Here is a 14,495-nt window from a genome sequence, read left to right as displayed (position 1 = left end):
CGCGAACGGCGCTCACGGGTAAACGCGCTGCCACCCAGAGCGCTCGCAAACCCGTGGCAGATATCCGCGATTATATAGATCTCGCTCAGATGATCTACCTCCCCAGGGTCATCAGTTGTGATGTCAGCTCCGGGGCGAGCCATCAAGCGAATCTCCAGAATTCCTTGCGTCAACAGCTCGCTGAGTACCTTACGTGCCGTGCATCTCTTCATTCAGCGCCCCCGAATATAGATCGGCGTATCCCACGAGATCCCACCCAGCCCAGTGCGCTCGTGATACTCTGCGCGCCGAATCAGCTCAGCCGCTCGGTGATTTCCATTCAGCATGTCTCGGTTCCTGCCAATGGTCAAATACCCCCCGTCCTTGGGTTTGAGTGTGGAGTTCAAAAGCTTCGAAGAGGACAGCATGGAGAGTGCGCGAGCTTTCGCAGGGCTGTCCGACGTTCCTCCTATATCGGGAAGATTGACTCCCTTGAGGTCGGCTACCGTAGCGTTCGGCTTTTTCCCGAAAATCCTAGCGAAAAAGCCCGGCTTGGCCTGTCCGCAGTTATGAACAAGGAGCGCCGTATTGTCGGCCAGCGCATAGTACGTATGCAGCTCGTTGACGGTGAGGTTGTAGACCGCCATGGACTGCGTGCGGTGGCGTATGGAAGTGACCTGGACCCAGGTGCCGGCGCTGGTCTGCAGCCATTGCCCTGTCCTTAGGTCACCGGCGTCTATCCACTGCCGGAGGTCCGGGACCCAGAAGGGGTGGCCGTCGGTGGCGGTGAGGGTGCTGCTTTCCCCGCCGACGGGTCCGTCGGCGTCAACGGTGATGTCGACGAGCTGTTTGCCGCCGTATCCGTTGATGAGGGCAGTGACCTTACGTGACCCGGTTTTGCCGGTGGTGGGGTCAGTGGCGATGACAGCGTCGCCGACCTTGACGTCCCTGATGGGCTTACGGGTGCCGTCAGCCATCAGGACAGGAGTGTCGCCGGTGAAGCTGTTGCGGACTGCGCAACTGGCTCGAGCACCTGTTTTAGCGGCGAGTCCTGCGCCGAGCATGCCGCCAAGGCAGCCGGTGGCGGTAGCGGTTCCGACCTGTCCCCAGTTGACTTTGCGGCCGGACAGGCGCTGGGCGAGCCAGTCCATGCCGCCGTCGAAGAGGCCGCCGACGACGCATCCGGCGATCATGGGGTTGTTGCCGGTGGGGTCGGTGTAGGTGGTGGGGGAGGACAGGGCGTACTGGTAGAGGTTGGTGCCGCCGGCATGGCCGATGGGGTCTTGGGAGATGAAGCGGCCGGTCTGGGGGTCGTAGTAGCGGTTGCGGTAGTAGAGCAGTCCGGTGCCGTCGTCTTCCCGGCCGGTGAAGGTGTAGGGGTTGGACGACGCGGTGCCGGAGGCAGTGGGGGAGCCGTTCGGGTCGTAGGCGTAGCTCGTGGCGACCGTGCCGTCCGTGTTGGCCAGGCCGACCACGGTGCCGAGGGCGTCAGTGAGGTAGATCTGTGTCTTGCCGGCTTCGGTGCGCGTGAGGAACTCGTCCAGGCCCGAGGCGGCCACCGTCGCCTGCGTCGTCCCGGAACTGTCCTGCTCGACCAGCGGGTTACTGCCGTCGGTGAGGTACCGGCTGGTAGCGCCGCCGATGGTCTTCGACGCCCTGCCGCCGAGCGGGTCGTAGGCGAAGGAGGAGACTGTTCCTGCCTTGGCCAGGTTGGTGAGTTCGCCGCGGGCGTTCCAGGTGTAGGTGCGGAGGCCGTCGTTCTTGAGCTGGCCGTCGGTGTCGTAGGTGAACGTGCGGCCGTTGTAGCTGGAGATCCGGTTGTCCTTACCGAACTCCGTGCCCGCCTCCGAAGCGGGCAGCGCCACCTTCGCCAGGGAGCCGGCCAGCCCCGTCTGCAGGGCGCGCACATCCCGTGTATAGGTCAGGTCACCGATGGCCTTGGTGCCTTGGGCGTAGGCGATGGACTTGATGACGCCGGTGGTGTCGTAGCCGGTTGTGCGGACGATACCGCCGGGCAGAGAGGCGGTCTTCTCCCGGCCTGCGGCGTCCAGGCCGAAGACGACGTCCTGGGTGCCGGTCTTGACGGAGGTCAGGATGCTGGACTTGTCGTAGACGTAGGTGGTGCTGATTCCGGCCGCCGTCATCAGGGTGCGGCGGTCGGCGGCGTCGTAGTCGTAGCTGACCGTGCCGGTGGTGCCGGTGCTGGTGGCCGGGCGGTCGTAGGCGTCGTAGGTGAAGGACTGGGTGCCCGCCTGGCTGTCCGTGATCTGCTTGAGCAGATCACGGGAGTCGTAGTCGTAGGTGACGGTGGACTCGGCCTGCCCCAGAGGATTGACGCCGTACTTGGTGGTCTTGGGCCGTCCGAGCAGGTCGTACTCGGCGGTTGCGGCCTTGCCGGAACGGCTGGTGGCCGTCTTCAGGAATCCGGCCGCGTCGTACTCGAACAGGGCCTGCGCGCCGAGCGGGTCGGTGGCGGACTTAGGGCGGTCGGCGTTGTCGTAGGCCCAGGTGGTGGTGTTGCCGCGGGCATCGGTCAGGGTGGTGAGGTTGCCGTTGGCGTCATAGCCGAAAGCGGTGGTGTGGCCCAGCGGGTCCGTGACCTCCCGAACCTGGTTGAGCTCGTCGTAGGCGATGGTGGTCTGGGAGCCGGCCTCGTCGGTCATGCTGTTGGGCCGGCCGGCCGCGTCGGTGAACTGCCGGGTGGTGCGGCCCTCCGCGTCCTTGACCTGGGTCAGGTCGCCGTGCCGGTAGGTGTACTCGGTGGTGGCGTTCGCGTTGTCGGTGACCGTCTTGACCTGGCCGTCCGCGGTGAAGGTGAAGGAGGTGGTGCGGCCTTCGGGGTCGGTGGCCGTCTTCAGGTCGCCGGCGGCGTCATAGCCGAAGGTGGTGGCGTTGCCCAGAGGGTCGGCGGACGTGGTGGGCTGGTCGTAAGGGCCGTCGAAGATGGTGGTGCCACTGGTGCGGGCATCGGCGGTGCCAGCCAGCTCCTTTGCCGAGGTGATGTGCCCGTTCGTGTCGTAGGACAGCTCGGTGCGGCGTCCGTAGGGGTCGACGACGGCGGTGATGCGATGGCTGGGGCCGCGCTCGTAGACGGTTTTGCGGGCCAGGGAGGTCCCGTAGGCCTCGGTGTCGGTGACGCCGAAGCCGCTGCTGTCGAACTCCACCTTGCGTATCGAGCCGCCGGGCTGGGTCACCTCGGTGGAGGTGATCTGGCCGGTGCCGGTCTGGGTGTAGGCGAAGGAATACTCCTGGCCTTCGGCCAGCGTCTGCTTCTTGACCCGGCCGCCTTCGAAGGTGTTCGTCATGTAGACGATGCCGCGGGCGTCCTCGGCGGTGGCGATGCGGTTGGAGGTGCCGTCGTACGTGTACGAACTGACCTTGCCCGCGGGGTCGGTGACCGTCTTCAGGCGCCCGGTCTCGTCGTAGGTGTAGGAGGTGGTGCGGCCGGTGTTGTCCCGGGCCTGGGTGATGCGGTGTGCGCTGTCGTAGGTGAAGGAGATCCAGCGCCCGCCGGGGGTGGTGACGGAGGTGATGTCGCCCTTGGAGCCGTTGGATCGGGTCAGGCGCACCGCGTTGCCGTGGCGATCACGGATCTCTGTCAGCGGGCCGTACCAGGGGAAGACGTAGTCGGTGCCGTCCCGCAGCCGCAGGTGCCAGCCTCCCGACTCCTGCGTGATCTTGGCTCCGTTCAGAGCCGTGGGAGTGCCTTCCGGCTCGAAGACCGCATCCCCGTAGCCGGTGCCGGGCGAGGTCCGCACGAAGTGGACCTTCTTTCCGCCCGGGAGATACAAGTCCACCTCGGAGTACAGGCGTTTGGAGTGCAGGTACATGTTGTAGGACAGATCACGTCCGAGCCCGAAGGCGCGGGAGCGGCTGTCCCCCTGCCAGTAGGTACGGGTGACCTCCGCCGGACCGAGCGGGTCGGCCACGCCCAGGTCGGTGCGGGCGTCGGTGAGCAGACCGGTCTGCAGATCGACCGGGTCGCCGGAGAACCAGTCGAACAGGTCCGCGATGGCCGAGATGTCGAACGGGATCACGTCGGAGACGCTGAGCATGGCACCGTGGAAGGCCCACACCCGGGTCTTGCGGTCGGGCACGACCTGCTTGCCGTCCCGGGTGACGGTGCCGTGACCGTAGGTGTGCCAGCCCTTGCGCTCCGGGTCATAGGCCAGGAAGTCGACGCGGGTACCGGGGGCCTCGTCGGTGTAGTTCGGGTAGACGATCTGCGCGCCCTCGGGGAACAGGTACGTGCCGCCCGGCTGGACGGTGAAGTAGATCGGCACGGCGCTGTTCTTGGGCAGCGGGAAGGGCGGACGGTCGACGGGAATGGCGGTGATGCCCAGCTCCGTGACCGGCTTGCCGTGTTCGTCGCGCACCACCGAGCCCTTGGGGATGCGCACCTCCAGCCCCGGGATCTGCGGAGTGGTCAAGGTGACGTCCGCCTTGGCCGGCGCGTCGAAGCTGACGGTGTGCTTGGTGTCCAGCGGGCTCATCCAGACGGGGAAGCCCAGATCGGTGCTCCGGCCCGCCACCGGGCGGATCCGGATGTCATAGCGGCCGTAGCTGCGCTTTGCGGTGTTGGCGCTCGCGCCGTCCACGATCAAGGTGGTGGCCTGCGGGCTGATGCCGGCCAGCAGGAAACGTCCCCGGCTATCGGTTTGTGCCCGCTTCGCGCCGACACGGACGGTGACTTTGGCCAGCGGCTTGCCGTCCAGCTTCAGCACATGCCCGGTCAGGACCGTCTCACCGGGCGGGGCACGCAGCCTGGCAGGCGCCTTCGGTGCCGCACCCCGGCCGGTGATCCAGTCGCGGCCCTTGAGGTTGGCGGCCGAAGGCTGCCAGGCATCCGGCCCCTTGGGCACCACACCGGCTGCCTTCTTGGCCTTGGCCGCCTTGTCCGTGGCCTGTGCCTTCAGCGCGTCGCACTTGTCGGCACGGACCACCAGCCAGTCCGGCAAAGAGAAGACGCCTCGTGCCAGACGCTCCAGCCGGCAGGCGGTGCCCACCGGCACACGCGGTATCTCGGTGGTGAACATCCGATCGGACGCGGCCGTGGCCGCCGCCGTTTTCAAGCTGAGGGTGAGGGAGCCGGTGGCCGCGTTGAGCGGATTGAGCCGCACCCGATAGGTGCCGCTCTCCGCCAGGTCGGTCAGCGCAATGGTCCCGGAGGCGCCGGCCGAGATCAGACGGAAGCTGACCACCGCAGTCCCCGAGGGGGCCAGAACATCGGCCCACAGACTGTTGGTGAACGTGTTAGCCCCGACCTCCAGCGACAGATCGTCGCCCGCCTGCGCGGAGAACGAGGCGTGAATGTTCTGCCCCGGTCGGGCCACCGTCGCCTTCACCGCAGCCCCGCCTCGGGCCAGCCCACCCACATCGGCCGGTCTGGACAGAGTCAGGGACACCGTGCCGGTCTCCAGCCTCCTGGCCGCCACCCGCACCGTGTAGGTGCCCGCCGCCGTCAGGGCGGCGCTGTCCCAGTCGGCGTCGCGGCCAGGTGCCGAGGTGAGGCTGGTGACGTAGCCGCCGTCCGGCCCGGTGACCGTGATGACCGCATACGGCGAAATCGTGGTGCCGGCCGCGGCCAGGCTGACGAAGTCCCCGGGCTGGGCGGTGAAGGTCGCCACGCCGTCCTGCCCCGGCCGGGCGATATCCACCGACGCCGCCCCAGCGGTCGCGTCGAGTGTGCCGCCCGCAGCGTAGTGGGAGACGGTGACCTTCACCGTGCCGGTGCCGCCGGAGTCGGGATCACACCGCAGCGTGTACTGGCCGGACTGCGGCAGGGAGTCGATGTCCAGCGAGTTGCTGTCCCCATCCGGGACGGGCAGGTAATCCCCTTGCGTGCCGTCCGGCCGGTACACGTAGCAGCGCAGGTAGCCGCCCACCGCCGTGGCGTCCACGCCCACACTCAGCGACTCACCCTTGGCCGCAGTGAAGGTCCAGCTGCCGTCCTGCCCCATCCGCGACAGTGCAGTTGTCACCGTCGGCCCGTCGAAGGCCAACGACCCGCCCGCGGGCGTGGACAGCATCACGGCCACCGAGCCGGTGTCGTCGGCGCGCGGATCGATCACCAGCTGATAGGTCCCCGACTCCGGCAGACCCGGGACCTCCCAGTCCGCCGACACCCCCGAGAAGCTGCTGGACGCCACGGTCGTCCCCTGCGGCGAGATGACGCTGATGCCCGCCGACGACGTGAACGACGCACCCTGCAGACCGAAGCCGACCGTATCGCCCCGCTCGGCATCGAAAAGAATCCGCGCCTTGTGCTCCGCGGTCACGACCGCCACCTGCGAGGGGTCAGGATCGCCGATCGAGGCGCGCATCGTCGTGTCGTACAGAGCTTCCTCGCCGGCCTCGGCAACGGTGAAGTCGCCCGGCGCGGTGATCGAGCCGTCCGGGGTGTCCAGTTCCACCCGCCCGGTACGGGCATGCGGCGGTACCACGACGGTCAGCGACGTGGCGGTACGCTCCTTCACCTCGGCCACCAGGCCGTTGAAGCGCACCACATTGTCGGTCGCTGTCTGCGCGAACCCGCTCCCGGACAGAGTGACATCGGTACCGGGCGCACCCGAGGACGGCTCCACCGCAGTGATGACGGGCCCAGGCGAAGCTACGGTGAACGACTCCGAAGACTGGGCGGTGGTGCCGCCCATGGTGACGGCGATCTTCCCGCTGGCCGCGTCCGCAGGAACGGTGACGGCAAGGCGGGTGGCCGAGGCGGAGTCGATGGCGGCCGCCTTGCCGCCGACAGTGACAGTGTTGCTCGAGGCGGTGGGGGAGAAGCCCGTACCGGACAGGGTGATCTTCGCGCCCGGTGCGGCACGCACGGGCACGACCGACAGCACCGACAGGGTGCTGGAGGCATACCGGTCGATGCCGAGCCGGTTACCGGCCTTGTCGTAGCGGTACCGGGCGGTCTCGCCGCTGGGATCGGTCACGCCGACCAGGCGGCCTGCCGCGTCGTAGGCATAGACGGCGTTGCCCGTGGTGGGCTCAGCAGCATCGCTCACGTCCGCTTGTGTGGGCTTGGACTCGGCCGTGCCTTGAGAGGGGGTTACGTTCGCAGAAGTGGTGGATTTGGAAGGCTGAGGCTCTGGTGGTACTGCCTCGGCCGACACGGCCCCCGCAGCCAGCGCGAGAACGAGCGCGCCCACCGTTATCAGCCGATGCCGACTATGTCTGACCGCACGAACAAGTCCACCCTGAGACCACCGCACGCGCCCTCCCCAGAGCACTTCACAGGGCGCCTTCGGCCCCATGAACCCCACCCACAACGCACGAGCGGTCACACCATAGACACATTCAGTCATGTACGTGGCATGCGTGAAAGCGCTTGGCCGAGACCTACCTGCTTCCGGTTGCGGCAAGCGCACACCGGTTCCTCGTCACGCATGGGTTGAGCTGGCGCCGAAGACGCCAGGCGAAACGGGAACACGGGGGAGGATGACTCGAATCCGGTGGTCGCGCCGGCGGGTCTGCTGTCTGCGGATGAGTGCCAGGACACGCCCGGCCGGCTCCGGCCACGTCAAATCCAGTGCAGAGAAGGGCCAGAGTCCTCCCTACTTGCGGCGGACGGCCGTGGAATTACGACGAGCGGCGTGTCAACGGCTAGGAGCGGCGATGCGGACCCAAACGGTCTTCCCGCCGGAGGCACTTGTGGCATAGCCCCACTGGTCGGCAAGAGCGTCCACGACAGCCAGCCCCCGGCCTGCGTCTGCCAAACAGACAGGGTGATGACGCGATGGGGGAGTGGGACTGGGATCGGCCACGGCGCACACCACTGTGTTGCCCGTGCGGGCCATCCCCAGCCAGGCCCTGCCGCGTGCCCCCTCCGGTGCAACAAGCGCGTGCTGCACGGCGTTGGTGGTGAGCTCATTAACCGCAGTGGTCAGGTCGTCGGCGAGGACGGTCAGACCCCAGGTGCTGATGGTCTCGCGGATGAAACGCCGGATTTTTTTCAGACTTCCCGGGTTGCAGGTGAACGCACGGGCGGCGAAGTCGGCGGTGCTGATACCCACTGCAAGTCCCCAATCCAGTGGGACGGGTGACGTCGGCGCCGCGCCTCTACCGGTGCTTTGTTCCGCGGATGGGAGCATGTTTTCGAATGCTGAGGACCGGCGTACTACTGTCGCCGCGTGTGCTGCCACTGTTCATCCCCCCGGAAGACGTCCAGTTCAGGGGCCGCGGAACCCTGCCCCGAATGGTCAGTATCCTCGCCTTCCCGCCCCAGATGCAATTGCATCGGTGACTTGCATCCAAACGAGAAGTCCGGGGAAAGCATGTCTTCGGCAAGGAGGAAGCGCCGATCAGGAACGGGAAAGGTCGGACAGATTTTGGAAGAGGGTGGGCATGACGCAGATCATCAACGGTGTCTCAGCAGGTTTACTGCGCGGCGTGACATGGCTGAAGAGCCGTCACAGCACCGCAGACGGCAACTGCGTCGAAGTGGCGCTGCTGGCCGGAGGTGACGTGGCGGTACGCAACTCCCGGGACCCGCATGGCCCTGCGCTGGTGTACACGCAAGCCGAGATCGCCGCCTTCATCGCGGGGGTGAAGGATGGCGAGTTCGACCTGATCGCCACGTAACGCCAGCCAGGAACAGGCTAATTGGCCCCCACCGCCGGGTGGCATCCTGCAAGACTGACGCTCGTCGTCTGTCCTTCAGGAGACCCCATGCCCGCCTTTGCCCGTCCGGTCGATGTACCCACGCTCGAGTACTACCTCGCCGTCTCCGCGCGCAGCCCGATAGCCGTGCGCCTGGTCCTGGGGCACCTCCTGCGCACCCTCCGCAAGGACGCAGGGATCCACGCGGAGACGGCCGGCCGGTTCATCCGCGGCTCGGAGGCCAAGATCTCCCGGATGGAACGCGCGCAGGTCACCTGCAAGCACAACGACGTGACCGACCTGCTCGGCTTCTACGGCGTCGAGGACCCCCAAGTGCTTGCCCACTTCGAGGAGATGGTGCGCATCTCCCGCCAGCCCGGCTGGTGGCACCGCTTCGACGGTGTCCTGCCGGACTGGGCCGGCAAGCTCATCGGCCTCCAGGAAGCCGCCTCCATCATCCGTACCTACGAGGTCCAACTGGTGCCCGGACTGCTGCAGACGGCCACCTACACCGAGGCCGTCGTACGCCAGGCCTACCCGCTGGCGTCACAGGAGGAAGTCGACGAACGAGTGGAGCTGCGCAGCATCCGCCAGGACGTACTCGCCCGCCAGGACGCCCCCCGCCTGTGGGCCGTCCTGGACGAAGCCGTACTACGCCGGCCCATGGGCGGCGAGCAGGTCATGCGTGAACAACTCCAGCACCTGATCAAGATGTCGCAACTCGAGCACATCACGATCCAGATCGCCCCGTTCAACCGCCCCGGCTGCATCGCGGGCGGCTTCCCGATAACCCACCTGCGATTCGATCTCCCCGCTCTTCCCGACATCGTCTACCTCGAGCAGCTGCGCGACGCCGAATACCTCGACAAGCCCGAGGAGACCCAGCACTACCGCAGTGTTCTGGACAACCTGGCCCACGCCGCCCTGTCACCGCAGGACAGCCGCGACCTCCTCGAATACACCCTCGGCTGACCCGCAACACCCGCAGCCCTGATACGTCAGGCCACCACGGCCACGGCACCGTACTCGGACCACGCCGAACTGCCGGCAGCAACCACACGGTCACTGCCCGGCCGCCACCGCGAGACATCGACCAGCCCCGGCATGAGCAGCCGCAGCGAACCGAACAACGACACCACCTCACTGCGCGCCCACACCTGTCCGCCCGGCCCGCCGACCGCCTGCTGAAGGACAGCCTCAGCGCGCCGGCGTACCTGCGCCTCCTCGCTGACCAGGTGGCTGGCCACAAGAAAACTCCCCGAGGGCAGCAGGCCGGCCACTTCCTCCAGCACCCCAGCAGCAGCGACAGGCCCGGGAACCGAGTGCAACGCGGACACGAACGTCACCGCCACCGGCAACCTCATGTCGATCACTCTGCGCACCTCGGGATCGAGCAGCAGATCCCCTGCCTCCAGCGGGCCGGCCCGCTGGACCGCAGTGCGCCGCCAGTCTTCCCACAACGCGCGGCAATGCACGAGGGCCAGCGGGTCGTCGTCGGCATAGACGACACGTGCACGCGCATCGATGCTCTGGGCAACCTGGTGCACTCCCACCGCGGTAGGCAGCCCGACACCGAAGACAACGAACTGACGTACCCCGCGCTCCCGCGCCAGGTGGCTGGTGACCCGCAGCAGGAACTGGTGCGCGGCCACAGCCACAGTCCGCGCGGAGGGCACAACCTCCAGCAGCCGCTCGCACGCCTCCCGGTCGGCGCCGTAATGATCTTTGCCGCCCAACAGGTAGTTGCTCATCCGGGCTCTGTTCGGCGACGCGACGTCAAGGGCGTCCCGCTGCGGCATCCGCCCGAGCTCCAATGCGGCACCCCACCCCGTCCTGGCACCTGCAGCACGCTGCATGCCGCAGGCAGCCCATGGTAGGAAGACCGTACCCAGCAGGGGGAGGTTCTGCCCAGAATCACTCGCCAGTGGCCCGAAGTGCGCTACAGCAAGGCCCCTCCGGCCTCTGTCACCGGCGCACGCTGCCCGCCGGTGACCGCACCCCCGTGGCCCCAGCGGGCGCCGCAGTCAACTCACCGGGCAGGGCCCGCTGCGCCATCCGCAACTGAGAGGCGACGGCCGGCGCCTCGACGCCCATCAAGTCGGCAGCCTGTGCCTCACTCAAGCGCAGCCTGCAGCACAAGATCACCGCATCCGCCTGAGCCGGCGGCAACAGCTGGTACACGGCATCCGCCGGCTGCGCGGCCTGGACCCTGCGGTCTCGCAGCGCGGAGGAAATCAACGCGTCCAGCAACCGCCAGGCCACTGCCGCCGGCCGGGGACTGCTGATGACCGTCGGCCAGATCGTGGCGAGATTACCCAAAGCCACCTCCACGATCTGCCGGCTCATCCAGGCATCCCGCACCCGCTCGCGCGCGTAACGCAGATAACCCTCCTGGTGCAGCAGGCAAAACGCCGTGTACTCCAGCGGCAGGACCACCTCGATCCCTGGCTGCGGACGATCCTCCGGTCCTTGCTGCGGACACAACGCCCGCACCGGCAGGCCACTGCGGCGGCGTAACGTCACGGACATGGCACCTCATTTCCCGGACAGGAGGCCTTATGTGGACTCGGGATAGGCAACAGGAAGCTGCCGGGGCCCTTCCTCGGGATCCAGACAGAGCAAGAACGTGTAGTGGACGGCCTCCCACAGCGGCCGCACATCCGCAGGCCAGCCGCCCAGAGCGGTCACCAGCGCCGATGTCTGCTCCCAGCCCGGGATCATCTCGCCCGCCAGGATCTCGCTGATCGCCTGGCTGCTCAGCGCTCCGCGCGAAGCCTTGCGGATCACCCCCAACTTCGGGCGCCCGGCAGCAAGATGCAGCCCTTGCAGCGCCGCCTGCAGACGCGCCACCGCATCAGGGATCGCATGCCGTCCCGGCGGCACCAGCCCATGGGCACTTTCGAACAACACGCTCAGCTCAGCCGGATCCCCACCGCAGAGCTGTACCAGCGAGCACGTCGTCGGCCAGGACGGTGTGCGCTCGCCCGAAAGGATGCGCGAAACATAAGACGGCGACAGCGACAGGTGCTCGGCCACCTCTCTGATCGTCAGGTCACTGGCCCGGTGCAGATGCGACAGCGCCGAGGCCAGCTTGGCCGACGCCCGCTCAGCCGCCTGCGACAGCGGCTGTTCCCCCACCGAGTCCAGCCCTTCCACCGGCGGTGCAACCGGCTGCCGCACCGCAGCACGCTGAGTGGAACGCCGTTGCAGACGCTCCTTGACCCGACCCTCCGACCACCGCGTCCGGGCAGTCGTCGCACTGACTTGGGCGGCCTCGGCCACCTGGTCCCAACTCGCCCCCGTATTGCGGGCATCCTGCACGGCTGCAGTCATGTAGTACTCCACCTCACGGGCCACATCGCCCGCACAGCGCAGCAGCTCCGTCAAAGAACGCCCGTCGTACTCGGCCTCCAGCAAGGCCGCCGACAACGCCTGCAGATCCTCCGCGATCCGCCGACCCAGCGGCAGCGCACTGCGAGCCTGCTGCTGTCCCAGGCGGCCGTCCCGTTCACGCTGGGCTTTGCGCCGGCAGTCGACGCTGCAGTACTCCTTCTTCCGCCCAGGGCCGCCCGCTTGGGGGAAGCGTTCCTGGCAGTAACGGCAGATGTCATAGCGGGAAGTGGTGCCCGCCATCGTTCCTCCCACGTGCTGTGGCGGTTTCTCTCCCGGGTGCGCGGACTCTTGCGCACCCGGAAGAGGAACTCGCTATTCCCAATGCCGCAGTGGCGGCTGACGCCTGAACACGCGGCGGCACGCCCTCAGGCCCACCGCCACGCCCCAAAACGGCTCAGCTCAGCCGAACACGCTGGTAGTGGCAACGCGACTGGCGCATCGCCACCATCAGACCTGCCACCAACGCGGTGGTAGCCGGCGCAGCCCACCAGCCGCGGATCAGAACCACAGGCAGTACAAGGACCGCCAGGAACACGCTCGCCTGCACCGTGACAGCCCAGGCACTGGCACTACGGGTTTCAGTCCGGGGAAGACGCGGAATGCTAGCGTCGTCGCGAGTTGCCGCCCGGATGAGAACGGCAACCGAAAACGGGTCAAGCACTGAGCACTTACCTGCCTTTCTTGGTCTCGTCGATGAGGGACCCCGGAGTTGGTAGCGAGCCTGCCCGGGGTTTCCTCGCGTCAACGGACGGTAGTGCTTCCATCACGCCTCGCGCCATATAAACGGTTCATCGCGCAAAGTTCGAATCTTGTGGCGGTGACAAATTGCAGAGGCTGGGCTGTGTGACTACTGGGTAGCCATCATTCCTGACCAATTCTGACCGGAAATGACCGGACGTGATAACGCCCGTCTTCCTTCGACATAAATACAGAAAGCCGGCCCGGCGAAGACAAGACCACGCCCACGGTCACACTCGCCCGGGCCGCAGCCAGGTATGCCTAGCGGCGCTTGAACTCCACCGGCCCCGCGTTCATTTCGATGGTGCCGTCCGTGTGCAGGACCGGTCGGCGCTCGGTCATACGAGCGCTGTACGCCTCGACGTGGTGGATGGCCGCTCCGTCGGCGGTGGTGAAGTCGACGAGCGCGATTGCCACCCAGTAACGAGTCCTGGTGCTCTCGTAGAGCGGGACGGTGACGGTCGAGCCGCAGCCGTCGTCGACAACGACCTTGGCCCCGAAGCTGCGGAAGGATCCGAAACCGTTGCTGAGCGCTGAATACGCGCACAGCAGGACATAGCCCTGCTGGTCGGGGCGCACGATCTGCACGGCCTCACGGCCGGGGACGCGGGAGTCGCCGTCGAGACGGATGTAGGGACGGCCGGTGAGTGAGCCCAGCCGCCGGTAGTAGACGACGTCGGCCTTCTTGCCCTTCTTCGCGTTCGCGGCCTCTGGTGCGGTGGAGGCCGCCGTGCCGCCGGCCCGCAGCGGCTCGCCCTGGGGTACGTGGCCGGATCTGACCAGGGTCCCAGGTGCCTTGGTGCCGCGCAGCGCCTTGCCGGCGGGAACAAACAGGGCGTACAAGTCCAGATCGGCGCCCTGCCTACGGCGCCGCTCGTTTCCGCCGTCCCACTCCAGTGCCGCCGTGACGACCAGTTCGCGGTCGGCCTTGTCCAGGCTGAGAGAGACCTGGCTGCCCTTGTCGAGACTGATGCGCCCCAGTGGCGGCTTGAAGAAGTTCGCAGGGGGCGTGGGCGAGGTCGCAGTTGGGGCAGGAGCTGGAGCGGCGGAGGGCGTGGGATGTTCCGTCGGCGGCTCGGGCGTCTCGTCCTCGGCGACCTCGATGCCGAAGTCGGTGGCGAGGCCGGCCAGTCCGTCAGCGTAGCCTTGGCCAATGGCCCGCAGCTTCCAGGCCGGGCCGCGGCGGTAGATCTCGGTCAGCAGGACTGCGCGTTCGCCGTCGGTGAGGGCCGGCGGGCGGAAGAGGACCACTTTCCCATCGGCTTGTATGGCGCTGACCTGTACATTCTTGACGTCCCGGAACGTGCGCGTCGCATCGTCGGGGTCGCAGCTGGCGACCAGCACGACACGGTCTACCTCTGCGGGCAGGGCGGCGGGGTCCACTTCGATCCGCTCGGGACTGCCGGCGTCGGCAGCCAGGTGGCGCACGGCCCCGGATTCGGCGGAGGGCTGGTTGTAGAAGACAAGATCGTCATCGGACCTGACCCTGCCTTCCGCGGTGACCAAAAGGGCGCTGAGGTCGACCGTGTCGCCCTCGACGGAAAGTGTCACTGTCACCGGCCCAGGGCTCAGAGTGGTGTTCCCGCCCTTGTTCAGCTCCAGCATGCCGTCCACTCCCGTGCGAACTCGCCGCCCTCGTGCGGCCACTGTGTCACACCTGGGCACAGATCAGACCGGTCACGACTTAGAGGTCCTAACAGAAGTTGTTGATCAAATAACCATCGGCCTGTCTGCTCGTTGGTTGGGTCGTGGGGAAACGTCAGTCGCGGCCGTGGATCGTG

The 14,495-nt window shown here is 67.2% G+C and carries 8 protein-coding genes; 2 read left to right on the top strand and 6 right to left on the bottom strand.

The genetic code is table 11. The annotated features are described in order from the left end of the window. Window positions 1-212: 212 nt before the first annotated feature. Both ACZ62B_RS34270 and ACZ62B_RS34265 read right to left on the bottom strand, forming a co-directional pair. Window positions 213-6,989 carry an RHS repeat-associated core domain-containing protein gene (locus ACZ62B_RS34270; RefSeq protein ID WP_469693315.1) on the bottom strand — a complete coding sequence of 2,259 codons (6,777 nt, stop codon included), beginning with the start codon at window positions 6,987-6,989 and terminating at the stop codon, window positions 213-215. A gap of 591 nt (window positions 6,990-7,580) precedes the next feature. Beyond that, complete coding sequence (locus tag ACZ62B_RS34265) at window positions 7,581-7,997, bottom strand: ATP-binding protein (protein ID WP_469693314.1); 417 nt, start codon at window positions 7,995-7,997, stop codon at window positions 7,581-7,583. Between the two features lie 331 nt (window positions 7,998-8,328). Here ACZ62B_RS34265 and ACZ62B_RS34260 point away from each other — a divergent pair, with 331 nt between their 5' ends. After that, window positions 8,329-8,565, top strand: coding sequence for a DUF397 domain-containing protein (locus ACZ62B_RS34260; RefSeq protein ID WP_469693312.1), 237 nt, complete (start codon window positions 8,329-8,331; stop codon window positions 8,563-8,565). 87 nt (window positions 8,566-8,652) lie between these two features. Next, window positions 8,653-9,555, top strand: a complete 903-nt coding sequence (locus ACZ62B_RS34255; protein WP_469693310.1) for a helix-turn-helix domain-containing protein — start codon at window positions 8,653-8,655, stop codon at window positions 9,553-9,555. Window positions 9,556-9,581: 26 nt separating this feature from the next. Here ACZ62B_RS34255 and ACZ62B_RS34250 read toward each other — a convergent pair whose 3' ends face one another. From ACZ62B_RS34250 to ACZ62B_RS34235, 4 genes are all read right to left on the bottom strand, one after another. Beyond that, window positions 9,582-10,382 carry an SAM-dependent methyltransferase gene (locus tag ACZ62B_RS34250; protein WP_469693308.1) on the bottom strand — a complete coding sequence of 267 codons (801 nt, stop codon included), beginning with the start codon at window positions 10,380-10,382 and terminating at the stop codon, window positions 9,582-9,584. A 166-nt stretch (window positions 10,383-10,548) separates the two neighbouring features. Next, the gene (locus ACZ62B_RS34245; RefSeq protein ID WP_469693307.1) at window positions 10,549-11,112 is read right to left on the bottom strand and encodes a hypothetical protein; all 564 of its coding nucleotides are present in this window, start codon (window positions 11,110-11,112) and stop codon (window positions 10,549-10,551) included. A 27-nt stretch (window positions 11,113-11,139) separates the two neighbouring features. Then, window positions 11,140-12,216 (bottom strand): helix-turn-helix domain-containing protein, encoded by a 1,077-nt coding sequence (locus tag ACZ62B_RS34240; RefSeq protein WP_469693305.1) that lies wholly within the window; start codon window positions 12,214-12,216, stop codon window positions 11,140-11,142. 759 nt (window positions 12,217-12,975) lie between these two features. Continuing rightward, window positions 12,976-14,319: a TerD family protein gene (locus tag ACZ62B_RS34235; protein ID WP_469693303.1), complete on the bottom strand. Its 1,344-nt coding sequence runs from the start codon at window positions 14,317-14,319 to the stop codon at window positions 12,976-12,978. Between the last annotated feature and the right edge of the window lie 176 nt (window positions 14,320-14,495).

This window comes from Streptomyces sp. NPDC053426 (assembly GCF_055585405.1).
The sequence above is the reverse complement of the archived record's forward strand: the minus strand, read 5'-3'. Positions and strand labels throughout refer to the sequence as shown.